Raw genomic sequence first — 23964 nt, 5'->3', positions numbered from 1 at the left:
CCGCTCCCACGAGTCCGGTGCGGATCCCGTGGGAGCGAGCTTGCCCCGCGATAGCTTCACTGAATGTTACAGCGCAGCGATCCGCGCATGCTGCTCGGTGAAGTTGGCCAGGGCCTGTTCCGACTCGGCCAGCTTGGCGCGCTCTTTTTCGATCACGGCAGGCGGGGCCTTGTCGACGAAGGCAGCGTTGGACAGCTTGCCGCCCACGCGCTGGACTTCGCCCTGCAGGCGCTGGATTTCCTTGTTCAGGCGTGCAAGCTCAGCGTCCTTGTCGATCAGGCCGGCCATCGGTACCAGCACTTGCAGGTCACCGACCAGCGCGGTGGCCGACAGCGGTGCTTCGTCCTGTTCGCCCAGCACGGTGAACGACTCGACCTTGGCCAGTTTCTTCAGCAGGGCTTCGTTCTCCTGCAGGCGACGCTGGTCGTCGGCGTTGGCGTTCTTCAGGAACAGCGGCAGCGGCTTGCCCGGGCCGATGTTCATCTCGGCGCGGATGTTGCGCAGGCCGACCATCAGCTCCTTGAGCCATTCGATGTCGCCTTCGGCGGCGGCGTCGATGCGGCTCTCGTTCGCTTCTGGCCACGGCTGCAGCATGATGGTCTTGCCGTCGATGCCAGCCAGCGGTGCGATGCGCTGCCAGATTTCTTCGGTGATGAACGGCATGAACGGGTGGGCCAGGCGCAGCGCCACTTCCAGCACGCGCACCAGGGTGCGACGGGTGCCGCGGGCGCGCTCGACCGGGGCGTTCTCGTCCCACAGCACCGGCTTGGACAGCTCCAGGTACCAGTCGCAGTACTGGTTCCAGATGAACTCGTACAGCGCCTGGCTGGCCAGGTCGAAGCGGAACTGCTCGAGCTGGCGGGTCACTTCGGCTTCGGTGCGCTGCAGCTGCGAGATGATCCAGCGATCAGCCAGCGACAGCTCGTAGGCCTCGCCGTTCTGGCCGCAGTCCTCGCCCTTGTCCAGCACGTAGCGGGCGGCGTTCCAGATCTTGTTGCAGAAGTTGCGGTAACCCTCGACACGGCCCATGTCGAACTTGATGTCACGGCCGGTGGAGGCCAGCGAGCAGAAGGTGAAGCGCAGGGCGTCGGTGCCGTAGCTGGCGATACCTTCGGGGAACTCGGCCTTGGTCTGCTTGGCGATCTTCTCGGCAAGCTTGGGCTGCATCATGCCGCTGGTGCGTTTTTCCAGCAGGGCGTCGAGGGTGATGCCGTCGACGATGTCCAGCGGGTCGAGCACGTTGCCCTTGGACTTGGACATCTTCTGGCCCTGGCCATCACGCACCAGGCCGTGCACGTACACGGTCTTGAACGGGACCTGCGGGGTGCCGTCTTCGTTCTTGATCAGGTGCATGGTCAGCATGATCATCCGGGCGACCCAGAAGAAAATGATGTCGAAGCCGGTGACCAGCACGTCGGTGGAGTGGAACTTCTTGAGGAACTCGGTCTGTTCCGGCCAGCCCAGGGTGGAGAAGGTCCACAGGCCCGAGCTGAACCAGGTGTCGAGCACGTCGTCGTCCTGGCGCAGTTTCACATCGCTGCCCAGGTTGTGCTTGGCGCGCACTTCGGCCTCGTCGCGGCCGACATAGACCTGGCCAGCCTCGTCGTACCAGGCCGGGATGCGGTGGCCCCACCACAGCTGGCGGCTGATGCACCAGTCCTGAATGTCACGCATCCAGGAGAAGTACATGTTCTCGTACTGTTTCGGCACGAACTGGATACGGCCGTCTTCCACGGCGGCAATGGCCGGTTCGGCCAGCGGCTTGGTGGACACGTACCACTGGTCGGTCAGCCACGGCTCGATGACGGTGCCGGAACGGTCGCCCTTCGGTACTTTCAGGGCGTGATCGTCGATGCTGACCAGCAGGCCCTGGGCGTCGAGGTCGGCAACGATCTGTTTGCGCGCGACAAAACGATCGAGGGTGGCGTACTGCGCGGGCAGGCTGGTATCGATCTGCTCGTTGACGCTGCCATCGAGGTTGAACGCCTGGGCACTGGCCAGCACCATCGCATTCTTGTCGAAGATGTTCAGCAGCGGCAGGTTGTGGCGCTTGCCGACTTCATAGTCGTTGAAGTCGTGGGCCGGGGTGATCTTCACGCAGCCGGTGCCGAACTCGGGGTCGCAGTAGTCGTCGGCGATGATCGGGATCAGGCGGCCGACCAGCGGCAGCTTGACGAACTTGCCGATCAGCGCCTGGTAGCGCTCGTCGTTCGGGTTGACGGCCACGGCGGCGTCACCCAGCAGGGTTTCCGGACGGGTGGTGGCGACCACCAGGTAGTCCTTGCCTTCGGCGGTCTTGGCGCCGTCGGCCAGCGGGTAGCGCAGGTTCCACAGGTGGCCTTTCTCGTCGTGGTTTTCCACTTCGAGGTCGGAGATCGCCGTGTGCAGCTTGGTGTCCCAGTTGACCAGGCGCTTGCCGCGGTAGATCAGGCCGTCTTCATGCAGGCGCACGAAGGCTTCCTTGACCGCGTCCGACAGGCCGTCGTCCATGGTGAAGCGCTCGCGGCTCCAGTCCACCGAAGAGCCCAGGCGGCGGATCTGGCGGCTGATGTTGCCACCGGACTGATCCTTCCACTCCCAGACCTTCTCCAGGAACTTGTCGCGGCCCAGGTCGTGGCGGTTCTGGCCTTTGGCTTCCAGCTGGCGCTCAACGAGCATCTGGGTGGCGATACCGGCGTGGTCGGTGCCTGGCTGCCACAGGGTGTCGCGGCCCTGCATGCGGCGGAAGCGGATCAGGGCGTCCATGATCGCATTGTTGAAGCCATGACCCATGTGCAGGCTACCGGTGACGTTCGGCGGCGGGATCATGATGGTGTAGGACTCGCCTGCACCTTGTGGGGCGAAGTAGTTCTCGGACTCCCAAGTGTTGTACCAGGAAGTTTCGATGGCGTGCGGCTGGTAGGTCTTGTCCATGCGCGGCGGGACCCTATGGCATTTGTTCAGGAAAGCCGGGAAGTATACAACGGCGAGACGGCAGGGGACACGGTGTAGTGACATTGCACCGAGTGAGGCTTTTCGCGGGTAAACCCGCTCCCACAGGTACAGTGCTGCACTCAAGGACAGCGCTGTACCTGTGGGAGCGGGTTTACCCGCGAAGAAGGCGCTGAAAGGGGCAGCTTATTCGGAGCGCTTGAGCAGGCGTTCCAGGCGCGCATCCAGCCGGCGCTTGATCTCGGTCTCGATATGCGGGGTGAAGTCGTTGATCACGTCCTGCATGATCTGCGCGGCGGCGGCACGCAGTTCGGCGTCCAGGTGCAGCAGGGTGTCCTGGCGGCGGGGCTGGGCATCCTCTTCTGGGGCCGCAGCGGCTGTCGCCTGGGCGACTGGCTGTGCGCCGGCGGGCTCATCGAGCAACAGTGGAATCTGCTCAACCGTCTCGGTCAGCAGCGGCGGTTGCAGGTTGGCGTCACCTAGCAGTTCGCGAATCGATTCGAGATCGTCGAGCAGGTGGGCGGAATGGGTGAGGGAGTTCAGCTGCTTATCCATCGTCGTCAGAGTCGCTGTAAGCGGTGGTCTTGCAGAGCATAGCCCTGTTCGCGGTAGAAACGGAATCGTTCTCGGGCGGCCTGGCGGATCGCCGGTGCCTCGACGACGATTTCGGCGACTCGCTCGAACTGCTTGGCGAACCCGGGCACATCGCCGCCCAGGTTGATCAGCAGGTCACGGTGCTCGCCGGCCTCGCTGCCGATGCCCAGCGCCACGCGGGCGTCCTGGTGCAGTTCGGCGTGGTCGTGGGGCACGAAGGCCTCGCCCTTGAACTGCCAAAGAAGCAGGTCCAGTTCGTGGCGTTGCGCCTCGTCCTGGCAGTGCAGGTAGACCCGGTGGCCGAGGCGCCAGGCCTTCTCGCACAGCTTGCAGGCAAAATCCAGCCGCGCCGACAGCGAGTCGGTGGGCAGGATATAGAAGTCGACTTTGCTCATGGTTGGTTTCGCCAGCCAGTGGCGCCAGCAGGCGCCACTGACCGTGCGCCATCAGGCGCCGGCGCGGTCGAGCAGGTACTGGGTCAGCAGTGGCACCGGGCGGCCCGAGGCCCCCTTGTCCTTGCCGCCGCTGATCCAGGCGGTGCCGGCGATGTCCAGGTGTGCCCAGTGGTAGGCCTTGGCGAAGCGCGACAGGAAGCAGCCGGCGGTGATGGTGCCGGCCTTGGGGCCGCCGATGTTGGCGATGTCGGCGAATGGGCTGTCCAGTTGCTCCTGGTACTCGTCGAACAGCGGCAGCTGCCAGGCGCGGTCGTCGGCGCGCTTGCCGGCGTCCAGCAACTGGCCGATCAATTCGTCGTTGTTGCCCATCAGGCCCGAGGTGTGGCTGCCCAGGGCGACGATGCAGGCGCCGGTCAGGGTGGCCAGGTCGATCACCGCCTGGGGCTTGAAGCGCTCGGCGTAGGTGAGGGTGTCGCACAGCACCAGGCGGCCTTCGGCGTCGGTGTTGAGGATCTCGACGGTCTGGCCGCTCATGGTGGTCACGATGTCGCCCGGGCGGGTGGCGCCGCCGCTCGGCATGTTCTCGGCGCACGCCAGCAGGCACACCAGGTTGATCGGCAACTGCAGTTCCAGCACGGCCTTGAGCGTGCCGAACACGCTGGCGGCGCCGCACATGTCGTACTTCATCTCATCCATGCCGGCACCTGGCTTCAGGCTGATGCCGCCGGTGTCGAAAGTGATGCCCTTGCCGACCAGTACGTAAGGTTTGTCGGCTTTCTTGCCGCCCTGATAGTTCATCACGATCAGACGCGGTGGCTGATCGCTGCCCTGGCCCACGGCGTAGAACGCGCCCATGCCCAGGTCCTTGATCTTCTTCTCGTCCAGCACTTCGACCTTGAGGCCTTTGTGCGCCTTGCCCAGTTCCTTGGCCTGGTCGGCGAGGAAGCTTGGGTGACAGATGTTCGGCGGCAGGTTGCCCAGGTCACGGGTGAAGGTCATGCCGCTGGCGATGGCGGTGGCGTGCTTGACGGCGCGCTCCACTTCGCCCTGGCCGGCCTTGTCGGCCAGCAGGGTGACTTTCTTCAGTGCACGCGGCTCGGCCTTCTGGCTCTTGAAACGGTCGAACACGTAGTTGCCGTCGAGCAGGGTTTCGGCCAGCAGGCGGTATTTGCCGTAGTGGCCGTCACGGGCGGTCACGGCGATATCGTCCAGGGCCAGCACCGCATCGGTACCGCCGAGGCCTTTGAGCACGCCGGCGACACTGGCGACCAGCTTGCGCCAGGCGCGGTCACCCAGCGCCTCTTCCTTGCCGCTGCCCACCAGCAGCACGCGCTCGGCCTTGAGGCCGGGCAGGCTGTGCAGCAGCAGGGTCTGGCCCGGCTTGCCGGCCAGGTCACCGCGCTTGAGCAGCGCACTGATGGCGCCGTCGGTGGCCTGGTCGACGGCCTTGGCGATATTGCCGAGCTTGCGCCCCTCACCCACCGGCACCACCAAGGTGGCGGTCTTGACGGATGCGGCGGCTACGCTTTTTACAACCAGTTCCATGTCTGGATCCCCGAATGGTCTGTGAGTGCGCGCTGTCTTTCGCAGGCGCTCGGAATACGGGGCTGGCGGCCTTTGCCGGCCAGCGGAAAAGCTGCCAGTTTGAGCCTGGCGCAACCTTCATGACAACCCCGATGTGCTCTGTCATGCGCGGCCAAGTGACAGGCGCCGTCAATCACAGGATAATGCGCGCACTTTACATGGAGGTTCGCCTTGGCGAACCGGCATTGGTCCTGGCTGTTGCGAATCGTTCGTATGGCTGTCCGCCCCTGACAACCCAGGAGTGTCTGGTTTGATCGTCTTTCGTTATCTGTCCCGCGAGGTCCTGCTGACCTTGAGCGCCGTCAGCGCCGTGCTGTTGGTGATCATCATGAGCGGGCGCTTCATCAAGTACCTGGCCCAGGCCGCCCAGGGCGTGCTCGACCCGAGCGTGCTGTTCCTGATCATGGGCTACCGCCTGCCGGGTTTCCTGCAACTGATCCTGCCCCTGGGCCTGTTCCTCGGCATCCTGCTCGCCTATGGCCGGCTCTATCTCGAAAGCGAGATGACCGTGCTCTCGGCCACGGGCATGAGCCAGCAACGCCTGCTGGCAATGACCATGGCGCCGGCGGCGCTGGTCGCCCTGCTGGTGGCCTGGCTGAGCCTGAGCCTGGCGCCGCTCGGCGTGGCCCAGGTGCAGAAGATCATTGCCCAGCAGGATGCGCTGACCGAGTTCGACACCCTGGTGCCGGGCCGTTTCCAGACCCTGCGTGACGGCTCCCGGGTGACCTACACCGAGCAGCTGTCCGACGACCGTATAAACCTGGCCGGGGTGTTCATCTCCGAGAAGCGCTTCAACCAGGACAAGACCAAGGACCGCGCGCCTTCGGTGCTGGTTGCCGAGAAGGGCCACCAGGAAGTGCAGGCCGACGGCAACCGCTACCTGGTGCTGGAGAACGGCTACCGCTATGACGGCAACCCCGGCCAGGCCGACTACCGTGCGATCAAGTACGACACCTACGGTGTGCTGCTGCCCAAGCCGGAAGTCGCCGAAGACGTGACCGAGCGTGAAGCGATCCCCACCTCCCAGTTGCTCGGCCAGAACGGTACGCGTGAGCGCGCCGAACTGCAGTGGCGGCTGTCGCTGCCGCTGCTGGTGTTCGTCGTGACCCTGCTGGCGGTACCGCTGTCCCGCGTCAACCCACGCCAGGGCCGCTTCCTCAAGCTGCTGCCGGCGATTCTTCTGTACATGGCCTATCTGACGATGCTGATTTCCGTGCGTGGCGCCCTTGAGAAGGGCAAGTTGCCCATTTCACTGGGTATCTGGTGGGTCCATGGCCTGTTCCTGCTCATCGGCCTGGGGCTGATGTACTGGGAGCCGCTGCGCCTCAAGCGCGCCGCGCGCCGTGCGGAGGTGGCCCGTGGTTAAACTGGATCGCTACATCGGCCAGAGCGTGCTGCTGGCCATTCTTGCCGTGCTGGGCATCATCCTCGGTCTGGCTTCGCTGTTCGCCTTCATCGATGAGATGAGCGACCTGAGCGACACCTACACCGTGCTGGACGCCAGCAGCTACGTGCTGCTGACCGCGCCGCGCCGGCTCTACGACATGTTGCCGATGGCGGCGCTGATCGGCTGCCTGATCGGCCTGGGCAGCCTGGCCAGCAGCAGCGAACTGACCATCATGCGTGCCGCCGGTGTATCCATTGGCCGCATCGTCTGGGCGGTGATGAAGCCCATGCTGGTGCTGATGCTGGTGGGCGTGCTGATCGGCGAATACGTCGCCCCCGCTACCGAGAACAAGGCCCAGGCCGACCGCTCGCTGGCCCAGGGTGGTGGTGAGGCGCAAAGCTCCAAGCGCGGCATGTGGCATCGCCAGGGCGAAGAGTTCGTGCACATCAACTCGGTGCAGCCCAACGGCCTGCTGCTGGGTGTCACCCGTTACCGCTTCGACGACCAGCGCAAGATCCTCACCTCGAGCTTTGCGCGCAAGGCCCAGTACAGCGACAACCGCTGGATGCTTAGCGATGTGAGCACCACTTATTTCCGTGGCGATCACACCGAAGTGGTGAAGAACGCCCAGGAACCGTGGGATGTCTCGGTCACCCCCGAGCTGCTCAACACCGTGGTGCTGGCGCCGGAGTCGCTGTCGATCACTGGCCTGTGGGACTACATCCACTACCTTTCCGACCAGGGCCTGAACAATGCCCGTTACTGGCTGGCCTTCTGGACCAAGGTGCTGCAACCGGCGGTGACGGCAGCGCTGGTGCTGATGGCGATCTCCTTCATCTTCGGGCCGCTGCGTTCGGTCACTCTCGGCCAGCGCGTGTTCACCGGTGTGCTGGTGGGCTTCGTGTTCCGCATCGCCGGCGACCTGCTTGGCCCGTCGAGCCAGGTGTTCGGCTTTCCGCCGTTGCTGGCGGTACTGATCCCGGCCGGGATCTGTGCGCTGGCGGGTGTGTGGATGTTGCGTCGGGCCGGTTGATGACGTGACAGCAATAAAAAAGCCGACCCTTGGGTCGGCTTTTTTATTGGCTGCTCACTGTACCCTCTGTAGGAGCGGCCAATCACTTTTTACGCTTTGGCAGTCGCACCAACTGCGTGTCGGAGTAGATGTCGTGCCAGCTGCGCTTGCGCTTGTCGAACAGTGACCAGATAAAGCCCAGCCCCAGGCACAGCCATGAAGCGATCGACACCACAAAACGCAGTAACGCCTGCCACAGGCTGATGGCGCTGCCATCGGCGTTCTGTACGCGCAGTCCCCATACCTGCATGCCAAGGGTCTGGCCGCCATGGGTCCAGAACTTGGCGAAGAAGCCGAACAGCGCGAACAGCAGGATGGTCGACAGCAGTGGGTCGCCATCCAGCGCGCCGGCCTCGGTCAGTTCGCGCATGCGTGCTTCGCCGATGATCGCCATCTGGATCATCTTGTAGGCACCGGCGGTCACGATCAGCAGGGCGGTGCACAGCAGGAAGTCATAGAACATCGCTGCCAATCGGCGGCCCAGGCCGACGGGGGGGAATTCACCCTGGGGATTGAGCAAAGGCTTGGACATGCACGACGGCTCCAGATGGCAAAGGCCCATTCTATGGAATTGCGGGCACAAAAAAGCCCCTGTGCGTCAACACAGGGGCTTTTTTTAAGAAGTCAGGCTTCTGCGATGACTTCGTCAGCCTGCATGCCTTTCTGGCCTTGCACGGCAATGAAGGTCACTTTCTGGCCTTCTTTCAGGCTCTTGAAGCCGTTGCCCTGAATGGCACGGAAGTGCACGAACAGATCCGGACCGCTTTCAGGGGTGATGAAACCGAAACCTTTCTCGTCATTGAACCACTTGACGGTACCGCTCTGACGTTGGGACATTGTCTTATTTCCTATGAAACTTGAATTTGATGACAGTTTCTTTCACACGTTATGTACGTGAAAGAGTACTGGGCTGGGTTGCAGGAAAGTAAGAGACGTCGAACGGGTTGTAGCAAATTGCGGCTACTGGCCCAGGTCACGAACTGTTGCGACCCATGCAAACACAGTGCAGTGACTCTACGCCAACTGTCGAGCGAAAAACAAGCCCTGCGCCGGGGTGAAAATCAGGCTTTTCCGAAGCCTTGAGCGATTTGCCCGAAGCGGCATGGCGCCTGGCCTGGCGCTATGTTCAGAAGTTATTGGGCAGGTTCGGAAACGAATATGCCGAACCTGCCCAAACCGTCAATCAACCGCGGTAGTAACGCTGTGCCACGAAAGGCATTCTGCTGACTTTAAGGGCAACTTGCTTGCCACGCACGACAGCGAACAATGCCGTGTCCAGTGCCGCATGTTCGGTATCGACATAGCCCATCGCCACCGGTGCGCCGAGGGTCGGGCCAAATCCACCGCTGCACACCTGGCCAACCATTTTGCCGGTGCCGTCGACAATTTCGGCACCCTCGCGCACCGGGGTGCGTTCCTGCGGCAGCAGGCCTACGCGCTTGCGTGCAACGCCTTGTTGCTGTTGGGCGAATACGGCTGCGGCGCCGGGGAAACCACCTGCACGCGCGCCGTCGGCACGGCGCACCTTGGAGATCGCCCACAGCAGGCTGGCCTCGATCGGCGTGGTGGCGCTATTCATGTCGTGGCCGTACAGGCACAGGCCGGCTTCCAGGCGCAGCGAATCGCGCGCACCGAGGCCGATCGGCTGCACTTCCGGCTCGGCTAGCAGACGGCGGGCCAGGGCTTCGGCGGCGGTCGCCGGTACCGAGATCTCGTAGCCGTCTTCACCGGTGTAGCCCGAGCGGCTGACGAAGCATTCGCTGCCCAGCAAGGTGACCGGGCGGAACTGCATGAAGGTCATGCCGGCCACTTCCGGCGCCAGGCGTTCCAGCACCTTGACCGCCGCCGGGCCTTGCAGGGCGAGCAGGGCACGCGCTTCGAACAGCGGCTGGATCTCGCAGCGATCGCCGATATGCTTGTGCAGGTGGGCCAGGTCCTGGTCCTTGCAGGCGGCGTTGACCACCAGGAACAGGGTGTCGTCCCCCAGGTTGGCGACCATCAGGTCGTCAAGAATGCCGCCTTGTTCGTTGGTGAACATGGCATAGCGCTGCATGCCCACCGGCAGGTCGATGATGTCCACTGGCACCAGGGTTTCCAGCGCGCGGGCCGCATCGCTGCCGCGCAGGACGATCTGGCCCATGTGCGAGACGTCGAACAGGCCGGCCTGCTCGCGGGTGTGCAGGTGCTCCTTGAGCACCCCCAGCGGGTACTGCACCGGCATGTCATAGCCGGCGAACGGCACCATGCGTGCGCCCAGTTCGAGATGCAGGGCGTGCAGTGGGGTCTTGAGCAGTGTTTCGGACATCGGTGACTCCTTGGTTTTTGTTCGGGTCAACATTCGATGATGTTGACGGCCAGACCGCCGCGGGCGGTCTCCTTGTATTTGCTTTTCATGTCGGCGCCGGTCTGGCGCATGGTGCGGATGACCTTGTCGAGCGAGACGTAATGCTGCCCGTCGCCGCGCAGGGCCATGCGCACCGCATTGATCGCCTTCACCGAGCCCATGGCGTTGCGCTCGATGCAGGGCACCTGGACCAGCCCGCCGATGGGGTCGCAGGTCAGGCCCAGGTTATGTTCCATGCCGATCTCGGCGGCGTTCTCCACCTGCTGCGGGGTCCCCCCCATCACCTCGCACAAGGCCCCGGCAGCCATCGAGCAGGCCACGCCGACCTCGCCCTGGCAGCCCACCTCGGCGCCGGAAATCGACGCGTTCTCCTTGTACAGAATGCCGATCGCCGCTGCGGTGAGCAGGAAGCGCACCACTCCATCCTCGTTGGCGCCGGGGACGAAGCGCATGTAGTAGTGCAGCACCGCGGGCACGATGCCGGCCGCGCCATTGGTCGGCGCCGTGACCACGCGCCCGCCGTAGGCGTTTTCCTCGTTCACCGCCAGGGCGTAAAGGTTGACCCAGTCGAGCACCGACAGGGCATCGCGCAGGCTGGCTTCCGGGTGCTGGCTGAGCTGGCGGTACAGCGCCGGCGCGCGGCGCTTGACCTTCAGCCCACCCGGCAGGATGCCCTCGTGGCGGCAACCGGCCTCGACGCAGTCCTGCATCACCTGCCAGATGCGCAATAGCCCGGCGCGGGTTTCGGCCTCGGGGCGCCATGCCGCTTCGTTGGCCAGCATCACCTGGCTGAACGAAAACTGTTGCGCGGCGCAATGCCCGAGCAACTGCTTGCCGGTCTTGAACGGGTAGGGCAGCACGGTGCTGTCCTCGACGATGCGGTCATGGCCGGCGGCCTCTTCATCGACCACGAAACCGCCACCCACCGAGTAGTACTCGCGGCTGCGGATCTGCAACCCGGCCGCATCGAAGGCACGGAAGATCATGCCATTGGGGTGGTAGGCCAGCGGCTTGCGGATCATCGCCAGGTGCTGTTTTTCGACGAATTCGATCTCATGCTCGCCGAGCAGGCGCAGCTGGCCGCTGTCGCGGATCGCCTTCAGGCGGGCGGGGATGCTTTCGGTATCGACGGTGTCCGGGTGCTCGCCCTCAAGGCCGAGCAGCACGGCCTTGTCGCTGCCGTGACCCTTGCCGGTGGCGCCGAGCGAGCCGTACAGCTCGGCCTTGACGCTGACCGTGCCGGCCAGCAGACCGTCACGGCGCAGGCCTTCGGCGAAGCGCGCGGCGGCGCGCATTGGCCCGACCGTGTGGGAGCTGGAGGGGCCGATGCCGATCTTGAACAGGTCGAAGACGCTAAGTGACATGCTGACCTCCCGGCTCTACAGGTTGACGGTGAACCTGTGGGGGCGGCGGTGCGCCGATGCGATTTACCCGCGAATACGTCGGTGAAACCACTATCGCATTCGCGGGTAAATCGCACCGGCGCACCGCCGCTCCCACAGGGCGCGCTGTCGGCCCGAGGGCTATCAGACCTCCTGATAGTTCTCGATCGACGGGCAGGCGCAGACCAGGTTGCGGTCGCCGAACACGTTGTCGACGCGGCCGACCGGTGGCCAGTACTTGCTTTCCACCAGGCTCGGCAGCGGGTAAACCGCCTGCTCGCGGCTGTAGCCGTGGGTCCACTCGCCGGCCAGCTCCGCCGCGGTGTGCGGGGCGTTCTTCAGCGGGTTGTCGTCCTTGTCCAGGCTGCCGTTCTCCACGGCGCGGATCTCTTCGCGGATCTGGATCATGGCGTTGCAGAAGCGGTCCAGTTCCTCTTTCGATTCGCTCTCGGTCGGCTCGATCATCAGCGTGCCCGCCACCGGGAACGACATGGTCGGGGCGTGGAAGCCAAAGTCGATCAGGCGCTTGGCCACGTCGTCGACGCTGATGCCGCTGGTGTCCTTGAGCGGGCGCAGGTCGAGGATGCACTCATGCGCCACCAGGCCGTTGCCGCCGGTGTACAGCACAGGATAGTGCTCTTCCAGGCGACGGGCGATGTAGTTGGCGTTGAGGATCGCCATCTGTGAAGCGCGCTTGAGCCCGGCGCCACCCATCATGCGAATGTACATCCAGGTGATCGGCAGGATGCTCGCGCTGCCGAACGGTGCGGCGCATACCGCGCCGGCGGTGTTTTCAAGCGTTGCGTGGCCCGGCAGGAACGGTGCCAGGTGCGATTTGACGCCGATCGGGCCGACGCCCGGGCCGCCGCCGCCGTGGGGGATGCAGAAGGTCTTATGCAGGTTCAGGTGCGACACGTCGCCGCCGAACTTGCCCGGGGCACACAGGCCGACCATGGCGTTCATGTTGGCGCCATCGATGTACACCTGGCCGCCGTTGTCGTGGATGATCGCGCAGATCTCGCCGATGGCTTCTTCGAACACGCCATGGGTCGACGGGTAGGTGATCATGATCGCGGCCAGGCGTTCGCGGTGCTCGAGGGCCTTGGCGCGCAGGTCGTCGATATCGACGTTGCCACGGGCGTCACAGGCGGTCACTACCACACGCATGCCGGCCATGTGGGCGGTGGCCGGGTTGGTGCCGTGGGCCGAGGACGGGATCAGGCAGATATCGCGATGGCTGTCGCCACGGCTGCGGTGGTAGGCGCGGATCGCCAGCAGGCCTGCGTATTCGCCTTGCGAGCCGGCGTTGGGCTGCAGCGATACGGCGTCGTAGCCGGTGGCCGCGCAGAGCATGGCTTCGAGCTCGCTGGTCATCTGCAGGTAGCCCTGGCTTTGCGCGGCCGGGGCGAACGGGTGCAGGTTGCCGAACTCGGCCCAGGTCACCGGGATCATCTCGCTGGCGGCGTTGAGCTTCATGGTGCACGAGCCCAGCGGGATCATGGTGCGGTCCAGCGCCAGGTCCTTGTCGGCCAGCCGGCGCAGGTAACGCATCAGCTCGGTTTCGCTGTGGTAGCGGTTGAACACCGGGTGTTCAAGGATGGCCGACTGGCGCAGCAGGGCGGCCGGCAGGCGCATGGCGACAGTCGCGGCCAGGGCGGCGAAGTCCGGGGTGGCCTGGCCTTCGGCGAACAGCTGCCACAGGGCTTCGATATCGGCCTGGCTGGTGGTTTCGTCCAGCGACAGGCCCAGGTGCGCGGCGTCGATCTGGCGCAGGTTGATGCCCTGGGCGCGGGCCTTGTCATGCAGGCCGGCGGTGTTGGTGCCGGTAGCCAGGGTGAGGGTGTCGAAGAAATCGCTGGTGAGCACTTTCACACCCAGTTTCACCAGGCCGGTGGCCAGGATCGCGGTCAGCGCGTGGGTGCGTTCGGCGATGCGCTTGAGGCCGGCCGGGCCGTGGTACACGGCGTACATGCTGGCAATGTTGGCCAGCAGTACCTGGGCGGTGCAGATGTTGCTGGTGGCCTTCTCGCGGCGGATGTGCTGCTCGCGGGTCTGCATGGCCAGGCGCAGGGCGCTCTTGCCGAAGCGGTCGATCGACACGCCGACCAGGCGGCCTGGCATGTCGCGTTTGAACGTGTCACGGGTGGCGAAGTAGGCCGCGTGCGGGCCACCGAAGCCCAGGGGCACGCCGAAGCGCTGGGCGCTGCCGATGGCCACGTCGGCCTCGAATTCACCAGGCGGGGTCAGCAGGGTCAGGGCCAGCAGGTCGGCGGCCACGGCCACCAGGGCGCCGGCGGCGTGGAACTGCTGCACCACGGCGCGGTAGTCGAACACGTCACCATTGCTGGCCGGGTACTGCAGCAGGGCGCCGAAGTAGGCGCTGGCGTCGCTCAGTTCACGCTCGTCGCCCACCACCACGTCGATACCCAGCGGTTCGGCGCGGGTGCGCAGCACGTCGAGGGTTTGCGGGTGGCAGTGTACCGAGGCAAAGAAGGCATGGCTGGCCTTGTTCTTCGACAAGCGCTTGCAGAAGGTCATGGCCTCGGCGGCAGCGGTGGCTTCGTCGAGCAGGGAGGCGTTGGCAATCGGCAGGCCGGTCAGGTCGCTGATCAGGGTCTGGAAGTTCAGCAGCGCTTCCAGGCGGCCTTGGGAGATTTCTGGCTGGTAGGGAGTGTAGGCGGTGTACCAGGCCGGGTTTTCCAGGAGGTTGCGCAGGATCGGTGCCGGGGTGTGGGTGTTGTAGTAGCCCTGGCCGATGTAGCTCTTGAACAGTTGGTTCTTGGCGGCGATGGCTTTCAGGGCGGCGAGGGCATCGGCCTCGCTCTGGCCGTCTTCGCTGCCCAGCACGCTGGTGCCCTTGATGCTGTCGGGGATGACCGCAGCGCTCATGGCCTCCAGCGAGTCGAAACCGAGGGTGGCCAGCATGGCTTGCTCGTCAGCGGCGCGTGGGCCGATGTGACGGGCGATGAATTCGTTGGTGGTGCCGAGGTTGATGGTCATGGCAGGTTCCTCAGGCGTCGTCGTTGGCTTTGAGCAGGCGGTCGTAGGCGTCCTGGTCGAGCAGGGCGGCCACTTCGGTCATGTCGGCGGGGATGAAGCGGAAGAACCAGCCTTCGCCCAGCGGGTCTTCGTTGACCAGCTCGGGTTGATCGTTGAGGCCGTCGTTGACCGCGACCACTTCACCGCTCAGGGGCATGTACACGCCGCTGGCGGCCTTGACCGACTCCACGGTGGAGGCTTCGGCGCCTTTGTCGTACTGCTGCAGTTCCGGCAGTTGCACGTAGACCACATCGCCAAGGGCGTTCTGGGCGTAGGCGGTGATGCCCACGGTGACGCTGCCGTCGGCTTCGACGCGCAGCCATTCGTGATCTTCGGTGAAACGCAACTCGCTCATGGGAATTCCTCGGGAAGCAGGGGGCGTTGGCGCGGTAGACCCGCGCTCTTAAGGTTGGAATTCCCTTAGCAATAATGCGGCCAGTATGAATAAAGCCAGTTAAATCAATGACTTAAATATTTTTAGTAAGAGTTTTGTCATGCGCGTGGAATGAAATCGATACACGGCCAACTGGATTCAAAAGCACTTGAGGATCAAACCCTTGTGCAGGCGCACTCGAATGGGTGTGTATTGATTTCGATACGATGTACTTTTTTCGTTACATGAAAAGAAGGCGGCGCCTAAGCGCTGCCTTCTGGGGGAACGAGCAGATGTGGGTGGAGCGCAATACGCAGCGGCGATTCCCGTAGCTGTAGGCGAGGGGAACAGGCGGGCGCTCAGCTGATCAGCCGATGCTGAACAAGGGCAAGGCAAGGTACAGCTTGATCACGATGACATTGATGATGTCGATGAAGAACGCGCCCACCATCGGCACTGCCAGGAAGGCCAGTTGCGAAGGCCCGTAGCGTTGGGTGATCGCCTGCATGTTGGCGATGGCCGTCGGCGTGGCGCCGAGGCCGAAGCCGCAATGGCCGGCCGCCAGCACTGCCGCATCGTAGTTGCGGCCCATGATGCGGAAGGTCACGAAAATCGCGAACAGCGCCATGACCAGCGTCTGCGCGGCCAACAGGACGAGGAAGGGCAAGGCCAGGGCGGCGAGGTCCCACAGCTTGAGCGACATCAGTGCAATCGCCAGGAATAGCGACAAGCTGACATTGCCCAGCACTGAAACCTCCCGTTCGAACACCTGGTACACGCCCAGCATTGACAAGCCGTTGCGCAGGGTCACGCCGACGAACAGCACGCACACGAAGGTCGGCAACTCGAAGGCGGTGTCATGCAGCGCACCATTAAGCTGGGTACCGGCCAGCAGGCTGATGGCGATGAGGGCAATGGTTTCGATGAGGGAAAAGGGCGTGATCAAGCGCTCCTTGTCGGGCTGTTCGAAGCCCTTGGGCAGTCGGGGAGGTTGCTGTTCGAAGCCAGGCGTCTTGACCCCGGCAATCAGCAGACGCGCGACGGGGCCACCGATCAGGCCCCCCAGCACCAGGCCGAACGTTGCCGAGGCCATGCCAAGTTCCGTGGCCGAGGCCAGGCCGAACTTCTCACTGAAGGTCGCGCCCCACGCGGCACTGGTGCCATGGCCGCCGGACAAGGAAATGGAGCCGGACAGCAGGCCCATCAGCGGGTCGAGCCCCAAGGCCTTGGCCAGTCCGATGCCCAGGGCGTTCTGCACGACCAGCAGCCCGGCGACTGCCAGCAGGAATACGCCGACGACGCGCCCGCCCTTCTTCAGGCTGGCTATGTCTGCGTTCAAGCCGATGGTGGCGAAGAACGCCAGCATCAGCGGTGTTTGCAACGAGGTGTCGAACTGGACCCGGACATCAAGGCCGCGTAGCGCCAACAGCAGCAGGGCGACCACCAGGCCGCCGGCTACCGGTTCGGGAATGTTGTAGGTGCGCAGGAAACCGACCCGTTTGACCAGGCCGCGTCCCAGCAGAAGGACCAGCGAAGCGGCCACCAGCGTTCCATAGAAATCGAGCTCAAGCATTCAGCGTACTCTTCCTTAAAAACCGGGGCGAAAACCGCATGCCCCATGAACAGAGCCCGGTATGGTACGCGGCAGCGTTTAGGAAGTTTGGGGTGTGCGGGTAGGGTAATTCTGAGATTGCCTTTGCTATTTTCTGATGAGTCGTCGAGCTCGATGGCGACGCTCAGGCCTTGCCGGGAATGCCGTACTTGCGCAGGCGCTGGGCAATGGCGGTGTGCGAGGTCTGCAGCCGCCCGGCCAACTGCCGGGTCGACGGATAGCTGGCATACAGCCGCTGCAACAGCTCGCGCTCGAAGTCGCCGACGGCCTGGTCCAGGCTCGCCACTTCGCCGTCCTGCCCGCGCGCCACCGAGGTGCCGGCGATGTCCAGGTCGCCGATATCCACCACGTTGCTTTCGCAGATGGCCGCAGCGCGGAAGATCACGTTCTGCAGCTGGCGCACATTGCCCGGCCAGGGGTTGGCCAGCAGCGCCGCATGGGTGGCAGGCGCCAGTCGGCACTGTGGCCGCTGGATCTGGGTGCAGGCCTGCTGCATGAAGTAGTGCGCCAGCAGCAGGATGTCCTGGCCGCGCTCGCGCAGTGGCGGCACTTGCAGGTTGAGTACGTTGAGGCGATAGAACAGGTCTTCGCGGAAGCTACCTTCGCTGACCATCTGCTCAAGGTTGCGGTGGGTGGCGCTGATGATGCGCACGTCCACCTTCACTTCGCGGTCGCCACCGACCCGGCGGAAGCTGCCATCGCTGAGGAAGCGCAGAAGCTTGGCCTGCAGGTAGGGCGACATCTCGCCGATCTCGTCGAGGAACACCGTGCCCTGGTTGGCCAGCTCCATCAGCCCCGGCTTGCCGCCGCGCTGGGCGCCGGTGAAGGCGCCCGGGGCGTAGCCGAACAGCTCGCTCTCGGCCAGGCTCTCGGGCAGGGCGGCGCAGTTGAGGGCCAGGAAGGGCGCGGCATGGCGGCTGCTGATGGCATGGCAGGCGCGGGCCACCAGCTCTTTGCCGGTGCCGGTTTCGCCGTGCACCAGCAAGGGTGCGTCGAGGGCCGCCACGCGCAGGGCGCGGGCCTTGAGGGTGCGAATGGCCGGCGAGTCGCCGAGCATGGCGTCGAAGCCTTCGGCGTGATCGTGGTGCAGCGCCGACAGCCGTTCGCCCATGCGGTTGGGCGGGTACAGGGTGAGCAGCCCGCCGGCATTGGTGATCGGCGTGGCGTCGAGCAGCAGGCTCTGGCCATTGAGCTGCATCTCGCGCATGGGCAGGTGGAAATTGTTGTCCAGCAGGACCTGGAGCAGGTCGGGGTCGCCGAACAGCTCGGCCAATGAACGCCCGGCAGACTCACGCCCGCACAAGGCGATCAGCGCCGGGTTGGCCAGCAGCACTTTGCCGGCGCTGTCCACCGCCAGCACCGGGTCGCTCATGGCGGCGAGCAGGGCGTCGAGCTGCAGGTGGCGGCGTTGGCCGGGGAGGATGTCGACCACTTCCACCGACTGCACGCCACGCACCTCGAACAGGGCGTCGTGCAGCTCTTCGAGCACGGCGGGGCTGAGGGTCGGGGCGTCGATGTAGACGTTCGGTGGGACCATCTCCACGGCATCGAGGTTGAGGTTGCGGGCACCAAGCAGGGCCAGGACTTCCTGGGTGATGCCGACGCGGTCGATGAAGCTGACGTGGATGCGCATGGGGTAGGCGGTTATGGCCGGGGAGGGCGACAGTATGCCTTGGTGATCGTATGAAGCCTATCGCGGGGCAAGCCCGCTCCCACGGTGGCAACATGTGAGCATCTGTCCGGTGTTGCTTGTACGGGCCTCATCGCTGGTAAACCAGCTCCCACAATTACAGCGCTGCCCCGGAGGGTGGTGCAGTCCCTGTGGGAGCGGGCTTGCCCCGCGATGAATTCGACTATTCCAGGTGTTCAGGCTTGATCGGGTCGCCGGACTTCACATCAAGCTTCTGCCGGATGTCCTCGAACATGTAGTCGTAGAGCTTGTGCGGCGAGCCGAGGTTCTCGAACTTCTTCGGCGCCGGCAGGTAAGACTGGGCCTTGCGGCTCAACTGCATCAGAAAGCTCGGTAGCACCTGGTCCTTGGCCAGGAAGAACTTCTCGTCGACATTCTTACCCTCGATGCTGCCATGCATACGGAACTGGATGCCGCGGCCTTCCCTGGGGTCCGACGTGGCCTCGTACTCGATGTTCAGGTCGTAGCTGTGGTCGTTGGTGTTCAGCGCGGTGCGCTCGATATGAACGTGACCGGGTTGGTACTGGGCCATGGTGGAATCCTCCGGAAGGTTGAAAACGGCGGGCGCCGGGCGCCCGCCAACTGCATTCAACGGTAGCTGATACCCGGCTTGGCGGTGGAAACCCGTGTGCCGGCGGTGCCTTTGACGATGTCCTCGATGTTTTCCAGCGAGCTGATCACCGCGACCTTGCCGGTATGCCGGGCGAAATCGCAGGCAGCCTGCACCTTGGGCCCCATGGAACCGGCGGCGAAGCCCAGCTTTTCGAGCTCGTCGGGGTGGGCCTGGGCAATCGCTTTCTGGGTCGGCTTGCCGTAGTCAATGTAGGCCGCATCGACGTCGGTGGCGATGATCAGAAGGTCGGCTTCCAATTGCTCGGCCAACAGTGCCGAGCACAGGTCCTTGTCGATCACCGCCTCGACGCCCTTGAGCTTGCGGTTTTCGTCGTACATGGTGGGGATGCCGCCGCCACCGGCGCAGATCACGATGCTGCTCTTTTCCAGCAGCCACTTGATCGGGCGGATCTCGAAGATGCGCTTGGGTTTGGGGCTGGCCACCACGCGGCGGTACTTGTCGCCGTCGGGCTTGACCACCCAGCCTTTCTCCTTGGCCAGGCGCTCGGCTTCTTCCTTGGCATACACAGGGCCGATGAACTTGGTCGGGTCCTTGAAGGCCGGGTCCTTGGCGTCCACTTCAACCTGGGTGAGCAGGGTGGCGAATGGCACCTCGAAGGCCAGCAGGTTGCCCAGCTCCTGTTCGATCATGTAGCCGATCATGCCTTCGGTCTCGGCGCCGAGCACATCCAGCGGGTAGGCTTCATCCGGCTTGTACGACAGGCCCTGCAGCGACAGCAGGCCGACCTGCGGGCCGTTGCCGTGGGCGATGACCAGTTCGTTGCCGGGGTGGATCTTGGCGATCTGTTCGGTGGCGGTGCGGATATTGGCGCGCTGGTTGTCAGCGGTCATTGGCTCGCCACGGCGCAGCAGGGCGTTGCCGCCCAATGCAACAACGATACGCATGGGGAATGTCCTTTGGTTGGAGCTGCAAGCCTCAAGCTACAAGCTACGAGAAAAAGCGGATCGCACGCGGTCTCGCTTCTTCTTGTAGCTTGCCGCTTGTAGCTTGCAGCTACTGTTCAGAGATCAGCCAGAGTCGAAACCAGGATCGCCTTGATCGTGTGCATGCGGTTTTCCGCCTGCTCGAAGGCGATGCACGCCGGCGATTCGAACACGTCATCGGTCACTTCGATGCCGTTGGCCAGATGCGGGTACTGCTCGGCGATCTGCTTGCCGACCTTGGTTTCGGAGTTGTGGAATGCCGGCAGGCAGTGCATGAACTTGGTGCGTGGGTTGCCGGTGGCCTTCATCAGCTCCTTGTTCACCTGGTAGGGCAGCAGTTGCTGGATGCGTTCGCCCCAGGCTTCGACCGGCTCGCCCATCGATACCCAGACGTCGGTGTGAACGAAGTCCACGCCTTTGACCGCGGCTTTCGGGTCTTCGGTGAGGGTGATGCGCGCACCGCTTTCTTCTGCGTACTTCTTGCAACGCTCGACCAGATCGTCATGGGGCCACAGCGCCTTCGGCGCGGCGATGCGCACGTCCATGCCGAGCTTGGCGCCGATCAGCAGCAGCGAGTTGCCCATGTTGTTGCGGGCGTCGCCCAGGTAGGCGTAGCTGATGTCGTGCAGCGGCTTGTCGCTGTTCTCACGCATGGTCAGTACGTCGGCGATCATCTGGGTCGGGTGGTATTCGTCGGTCAGGCCGTTGAACACCGGCACGCCGGCGAACTTGGCCAGCTCTTCGACGATCTCCTGCTTGAAGCCACGGTACTCGATGGCGTCGTACATGCGCCCGAGCACGCGGGCGGTGTCCTTCATGCTTTCCTTGTGGCCGATCTGCGAGGAATTGGGATCGATGTAGGTGACATTGGCGCCCTGGTCGTAGGCGGCGACTTCGAAGGCGCAGCGGGTGCGGGTCGAGGTCTTCTCGAAGATCAGGGCGATGTTGTTGCCCTTCAGGTGCTGCTGCTCGGTGCCGGTGTACTTGGCGCGCTTGAGGTCGCGGGACAGGTCCAGCAGGTAGCGCAGTTCGCGGGTGGTGTGGTGCTCGAGGCTGAGCAGGTTACGGTTATGGATGTTGAACGCCATGACGGTTCTCCTTGGATTCGGTGAGGTATGCCCGGCCGCTGTCTGTTGGAAGCGGCCGGGTGCAATGGGCGTTAGTAGTCGATAGGGTCGCGGACGATCGGGCAGGTCATGCAGTGGCCGCCGCCGCGGCCCCGGCCCAGTTCGCCGGCGCTGATGGTGATGACTTCGATGCCGGCCTTGCGCAACAGGGTGTTGGTGTAGGTGTTGCGGTCGTAGCCGATGACCACGCCGGGCTCGATGGCCACCACGTTGTTGCCGTCATCCCACTGTTCGCGCTCGGCGGCGAAGCTGTTGCCGCCGGTTTCGACCACGCGCAGCTTGACCCCCAGCTGTTCGCCGACCACCTCAATGAACGACTTGTTCTCGCGGCGCACGTCCATGCCGTAAGGCTTGCTTTCGTCCGGGCGAATGATGAACGGCACGATCTCCTTGACCACTTCCGGGAAGACCGTGACCAGGTCGCGGTCGCAGAAGCTGAACACGGTGTCCAGGTGCATCGCGGCGCGGGACTTGGGCAGCCCGGCGACGATGACTTTTTCCACCGCGCCCTTGGCGAACAGGTTCTGCGCCAGCTGGCCGATGGCCTGGCGCGAGGTGCGCTCGCCCATGCCGATCAGCACGATGCCATTGCCGATCGGCATCACGTCGCCGCCTTCGAGGGTGGCCTTGCCATGGTCCTTGTCAGGGTCGCCGTACCAGACCTGGAAGTCGGCGCCGGTGAATTCCTTGTGGAATTTGTAGATGGCGGTGGTCAGCAGGGTTTCCTGGCGTCGCGCCGGCCAGTACATCGGGTTGAGCGTCACGCCGCCGTAGATCCAGCAGGTGGTGTCGCGGGTGAACTGGGTGTTGGGCAGCGGGTCGAGCAGGAAGCTGGAGTGGCCCAGGTAGTCGCGGTACATCTTGATCACGCTGGCGCCTTCGCTGTCAGGCAGGTCTTCACCGGCCACGCCGCCGATCAGGAACTCGGCCAGCTTGCGCGGCTCCAGGCCTTCGAGCCAGCTGCGCACTTCGTTGGTGAGGCCGACGCCGACAGAGTCGGAGGTGATCTTGCGGTCGAGAATCCACTTCAGCGCATCGGGTTGCTGGACGATGTCGGTCAGCAGGTTGTGCATTTCCAGCACATCGACGCCGCGCTCGCGCATCTTGGTGACGAAGTCGAAGTGGTCGCGTTTGGCCTGGTCAACCCAGATCACGTCGTCGAACAGCAGTTCGTCGCAGTTGCTCGGGGTCAGGCGCTTGTGCGCCAGGCCTGGCGAGCAAACCATCACTTTGCGCAGTTTGCCGGCTTCGGAGTGGACGCCGTATTTCTGTTTTTCAGTGGACATGGTTCATTCCTCCAGTAAAGCGAAGACAGGTGTTCAAAGGGTCAGGAAGCCGTCGTACAAGCCGTAGGCCGCCACCAGGGCGCCCACCACCACGGCGGCGAAAATCAGTTTTTCGATGCTGGTGAAGATCGGCTGGCCCACTTCGCGCTTGGCCTTGGCGAACAGGATGGCGCCAGGGGCGTACAGCAGGGCCGAGAGCAGCAGGTACTTCACGCCGCCGGCGTACAGCAGCCAGATCGCGTAGACCAGGGCGATGCCGCCGATGATCAGGTCTTTCTTGCGTTCGGCCAGGGCCTGCTCGTAGGTCTCGCTGCGCCAGGCCAGCAGGAAGGCGTAGGCCGCCGACCACAGGTAGGGCACCAGGATCATCGAGGTGGCGAGGTAGATCAGCGACAGGTAGGTGCTGTTGGAGAACAGCGTGATCACCAGGAAGATCTGCACCATGGCGTTGGTCAGCCACAGGGCGTTGGCCGGCACCTGGTTGGCGTTCTCGCGGCGCAGGAACTCCGGCATGGTGTGGTCCTTGGCGGCGGCGAACATGATCTCGGCGCACAGCAGCACCCACGACAGCAGCGCCCCCAGCAGCGAGATGATCAGGCCGACGCTGATCAGCACCGCCCCCCAGTGGCCGACCACATGTTCAAGCACGGCGGCCATGGACGGGTTCTGCAGCTTGGCCAGTTCCGGCTGGGTCATCACCCCCAGCGACAGTACGTTGACCAGCACCAGGAACAGCAGCACGGTGACGAAACCGATGACCGTGGCCTTGCCCACGTCGGAGCGTTTTTCGGCGCGGGAGGAGAAGATGCTCGCGCCCTCGATGCCGATGAACACCCACACGGTGACCAGCATCATGTTGCGCACCTGGTTCATCACGCTGCCCAGCTCCGGCGTACCGACGGCCCAGATATCAGCGGTGAAGATGTCGAGCCGGAAGGCGAACAGGCAGATCAACGCGAACAGCGCCAGCGGCACGACCTTGGCCACGGTGGTGACCAGGTTGATGAACGCCGCTTCCTTGATGCCGCGCAGCACCAGGAAGTGCACGGCCCACAGCAGGATCGAGGCACCGATCACCGCCGCCGGTGTATTGCCTTCGCCGAAGATCGGGAAGAAATACCCCAGGGTGCTGAACAGCAGCACGAAGTAGCCGACGTTGCCCAGCCAGGCGCTGATCCAGTAGCCCCAGGCGGACGAAAAGCCCATGTAATCGCCGAAGCCTGCCTTGGCGTAGGCGTATACGCCGCCGTCGAGGTCAGGTTTGCGGTTGGCCAGGGTCTGGAACACAAAGGCGAGGGTGAGCATGCCCACCGCGGTGATGGCCCAGCCGATCAGCACGGCCCCTACGCCGGCGCTGGCGGCCATGTTTTGCGGCAGCGAGAAGATCCCGCCACCAATCATCGAGCCGACGACAAGTGCAACAAGTGCACCTAACTTTAGTTTTGCGGGAGAATCAGACATTTAACGACTCCGTACCAGGAGAAAGTTGACTTCAGAATAAATCTGACGCCTGGGTCATTAGCTGATTTAGATCAGTTCATGCCGACATGAAGGGTTAAAAAGACCCTTCATGTACCTCCTGGAGGATGCC

The 23964-nt window shown here is 64.0% G+C and carries 19 protein-coding genes; 2 read left to right on the top strand and 17 right to left on the bottom strand.

Annotated elements, in window-relative coordinates; translation table 11 throughout:
• Positions 1–66: 66 nt before the first annotated feature.
• The 4 genes from EJA05_RS22660 to EJA05_RS22640 all read right to left on the bottom strand — a co-directional run bounded on the left by EJA05_RS22660 (position 67) and on the right by EJA05_RS22640 (position 5465).
• A complete protein-coding gene (locus tag EJA05_RS22660; protein WP_125860062.1) occupies positions 67–2913 on the bottom strand; it encodes a valine--tRNA ligase in 2847 nt (948 codons plus the stop codon).
• 204 nt (positions 2914–3117) lie between these two features.
• The gene (locus tag EJA05_RS22650) at positions 3118–3486 is read right to left on the bottom strand and encodes a DNA polymerase III subunit chi (RefSeq protein WP_125860058.1); all 369 of its coding nucleotides are present in this window, start codon (positions 3484–3486) and stop codon (positions 3118–3120) included.
• Positions 3487–3491: 5 nt separating this feature from the next.
• Positions 3492–3920: a DNA polymerase III subunit chi gene (locus EJA05_RS22645; RefSeq protein ID WP_125860056.1), complete on the bottom strand. Its 429-nt coding sequence runs from the start codon at positions 3918–3920 to the stop codon at positions 3492–3494.
• Between the two features lie 51 nt (positions 3921–3971).
• A complete protein-coding gene (locus EJA05_RS22640; protein WP_125860054.1) occupies positions 3972–5465 on the bottom strand; it encodes a leucyl aminopeptidase in 1494 nt (497 codons plus the stop codon).
• A gap of 289 nt (positions 5466–5754) precedes the next feature.
• Here EJA05_RS22640 and lptF point away from each other — a divergent pair, with 289 nt between their 5' ends.
• Together lptF and lptG are read left to right on the top strand one after the other, a co-directional pair.
• Positions 5755–6870, top strand: a complete 1116-nt coding sequence (lptF, locus tag EJA05_RS22630; RefSeq protein WP_125465322.1) for an LPS export ABC transporter permease LptF — start codon at positions 5755–5757, stop codon at positions 6868–6870.
• Positions 6863–7924 (top strand): LPS export ABC transporter permease LptG, encoded by a 1062-nt coding sequence (gene lptG / locus EJA05_RS22625; protein WP_125465321.1) that lies wholly within the window; start codon positions 6863–6865, stop codon positions 7922–7924. The genes lptF and lptG overlap by 8 nt, the downstream gene beginning before the upstream one ends.
• Positions 7925–8006: 82 nt before the next feature.
• Here lptG and EJA05_RS22620 read toward each other — a convergent pair whose 3' ends face one another.
• From EJA05_RS22620 to arcD, 13 genes are all read right to left on the bottom strand, one after another.
• Complete coding sequence (locus EJA05_RS22620) at positions 8007–8495, bottom strand: RDD family protein (RefSeq protein WP_125465320.1); 489 nt, start codon at positions 8493–8495, stop codon at positions 8007–8009.
• 92 nt (positions 8496–8587) lie between these two features.
• A complete protein-coding gene (locus EJA05_RS22615) occupies positions 8588–8800 on the bottom strand; it encodes a cold-shock protein (protein ID WP_010220199.1) in 213 nt (70 codons plus the stop codon).
• A gap of 346 nt (positions 8801–9146) precedes the next feature.
• Positions 9147–10268 carry a glycine cleavage system aminomethyltransferase GcvT gene (gcvT, locus tag EJA05_RS22610; RefSeq protein ID WP_125860052.1) on the bottom strand — a complete coding sequence of 374 codons (1122 nt, stop codon included), beginning with the start codon at positions 10266–10268 and terminating at the stop codon, positions 9147–9149.
• 26 nt (positions 10269–10294) lie between these two features.
• Positions 10295–11671, bottom strand: coding sequence for an L-serine ammonia-lyase (locus EJA05_RS22605; protein ID WP_125465318.1), 1377 nt, complete (start codon positions 11669–11671; stop codon positions 10295–10297).
• 162 nt (positions 11672–11833) lie between these two features.
• Complete coding sequence (gene gcvP / locus EJA05_RS22600) at positions 11834–14689, bottom strand: aminomethyl-transferring glycine dehydrogenase (RefSeq protein WP_125860050.1); 2856 nt, start codon at positions 14687–14689, stop codon at positions 11834–11836.
• Positions 14690–14699: 10 nt separating this feature from the next.
• The gene (gene gcvH, locus EJA05_RS22595; protein ID WP_125465316.1) at positions 14700–15083 is read right to left on the bottom strand and encodes a glycine cleavage system protein GcvH; all 384 of its coding nucleotides are present in this window, start codon (positions 15081–15083) and stop codon (positions 14700–14702) included.
• A gap of 385 nt (positions 15084–15468) precedes the next feature.
• Positions 15469–16674, bottom strand: coding sequence for a sodium/glutamate symporter (gene gltS / locus EJA05_RS22590; RefSeq protein WP_125465312.1), 1206 nt, complete (start codon positions 16672–16674; stop codon positions 15469–15471).
• A gap of 163 nt (positions 16675–16837) precedes the next feature.
• Positions 16838–18346, bottom strand: a complete 1509-nt coding sequence (locus EJA05_RS22585; RefSeq protein WP_125465311.1) for a sigma-54-dependent transcriptional regulator — start codon at positions 18344–18346, stop codon at positions 16838–16840.
• Positions 18347–18566: 220 nt separating this feature from the next.
• Entirely contained in the window at positions 18567–18935 is a 369-nt protein-coding gene (locus EJA05_RS22580) for a DUF5064 family protein (protein WP_125860048.1), read from the bottom strand.
• A 56-nt stretch (positions 18936–18991) separates the two neighbouring features.
• Positions 18992–19921, bottom strand: a complete 930-nt coding sequence (gene arcC, locus EJA05_RS22575) for a carbamate kinase (protein WP_125465310.1) — start codon at positions 19919–19921, stop codon at positions 18992–18994.
• 116 nt (positions 19922–20037) lie between these two features.
• On the bottom strand, positions 20038–21048 hold the full coding sequence (locus EJA05_RS22570) for an ornithine carbamoyltransferase (RefSeq protein ID WP_125860046.1): 1011 nt from the start codon (positions 21046–21048) through the stop codon (positions 20038–20040).
• Positions 21049–21119: 71 nt separating this feature from the next.
• Positions 21120–22373 (bottom strand): arginine deiminase, encoded by a 1254-nt coding sequence (gene arcA, locus EJA05_RS22565; protein ID WP_125860044.1) that lies wholly within the window; start codon positions 22371–22373, stop codon positions 21120–21122.
• 33 nt (positions 22374–22406) lie between these two features.
• Entirely contained in the window at positions 22407–23834 is a 1428-nt protein-coding gene (gene arcD / locus EJA05_RS22560) for an arginine-ornithine antiporter (RefSeq protein ID WP_125860042.1), read from the bottom strand.
• Between the last annotated feature and the right edge of the window lie 130 nt (positions 23835–23964).

This window comes from Pseudomonas oryziphila (assembly GCF_003940825.1).
Taxonomy (GTDB): Bacteria; Pseudomonadota; Gammaproteobacteria; order Pseudomonadales; family Pseudomonadaceae; genus Aquipseudomonas; species Aquipseudomonas sichuanensis.
Note: the sequence above shows the minus strand (reverse complement) of the source record. Positions and strands in the feature narration are given on the sequence as shown.

What these genes read in the sequence shown, in the direction of transcription:
- EJA05_RS22660 (WP_125860062.1), bottom strand. Translation starts at nt 2,913, where the DNA reads ATGGACAAGACCTACCAGCCGCACGCCATCGAAACTTCCTGGTACAAC.
- EJA05_RS22650 (WP_125860058.1), bottom strand. Translation starts at nt 3,486, where the DNA reads ATGGATAAGCAGCTGAACTCCCTCACCCATTCCGCCCACCTGCTCGAC.
- EJA05_RS22645 (WP_125860056.1), bottom strand. Translation starts at nt 3,920, where the DNA reads ATGAGCAAAGTCGACTTCTATATCCTGCCCACCGACTCGCTGTCGGCG.
- EJA05_RS22640 (WP_125860054.1), bottom strand. Translation starts at nt 5,465, where the DNA reads ATGGAACTGGTTGTAAAAAGCGTAGCCGCCGCATCCGTCAAGACCGCC.
- EJA05_RS22620 (WP_125465320.1), bottom strand. Translation starts at nt 8,495, where the DNA reads ATGTCCAAGCCTTTGCTCAATCCCCAGGGTGAATTCCCCCCCGTCGGC.
- EJA05_RS22615 (WP_010220199.1), bottom strand. Translation starts at nt 8,800, where the DNA reads ATGTCCCAACGTCAGAGCGGTACCGTCAAGTGGTTCAATGACGAGAAA.
- gcvT (WP_125860052.1), bottom strand. Translation starts at nt 10,268, where the DNA reads ATGTCCGAAACACTGCTCAAGACCCCACTGCACGCCCTGCATCTCGAA.
- EJA05_RS22605 (WP_125465318.1), bottom strand. Translation starts at nt 11,671, where the DNA reads ATGTCACTTAGCGTCTTCGACCTGTTCAAGATCGGCATCGGCCCCTCC.
- gcvP (WP_125860050.1), bottom strand. Translation starts at nt 14,689, where the DNA reads ATGACCATCAACCTCGGCACCACCAACGAATTCATCGCCCGTCACATC.
- gcvH (WP_125465316.1), bottom strand. Translation starts at nt 15,083, where the DNA reads ATGAGCGAGTTGCGTTTCACCGAAGATCACGAATGGCTGCGCGTCGAA.
- gltS (WP_125465312.1), bottom strand. Translation starts at nt 16,674, where the DNA reads ATGCTTGAGCTCGATTTCTATGGAACGCTGGTGGCCGCTTCGCTGGTC.
- EJA05_RS22585 (WP_125465311.1), bottom strand. Translation starts at nt 18,346, where the DNA reads ATGCGCATCCACGTCAGCTTCATCGACCGCGTCGGCATCACCCAGGAA.
- EJA05_RS22580 (WP_125860048.1), bottom strand. Translation starts at nt 18,935, where the DNA reads ATGGCCCAGTACCAACCCGGTCACGTTCATATCGAGCGCACCGCGCTG.
- arcC (WP_125465310.1), bottom strand. Translation starts at nt 19,921, where the DNA reads ATGCGTATCGTTGTTGCATTGGGCGGCAACGCCCTGCTGCGCCGTGGC.
- EJA05_RS22570 (WP_125860046.1), bottom strand. Translation starts at nt 21,048, where the DNA reads ATGGCGTTCAACATCCATAACCGTAACCTGCTCAGCCTCGAGCACCAC.
- arcA (WP_125860044.1), bottom strand. Translation starts at nt 22,373, where the DNA reads ATGTCCACTGAAAAACAGAAATACGGCGTCCACTCCGAAGCCGGCAAA.
- arcD (WP_125860042.1), bottom strand. Translation starts at nt 23,834, where the DNA reads ATGTCTGATTCTCCCGCAAAACTAAAGTTAGGTGCACTTGTTGCACTT.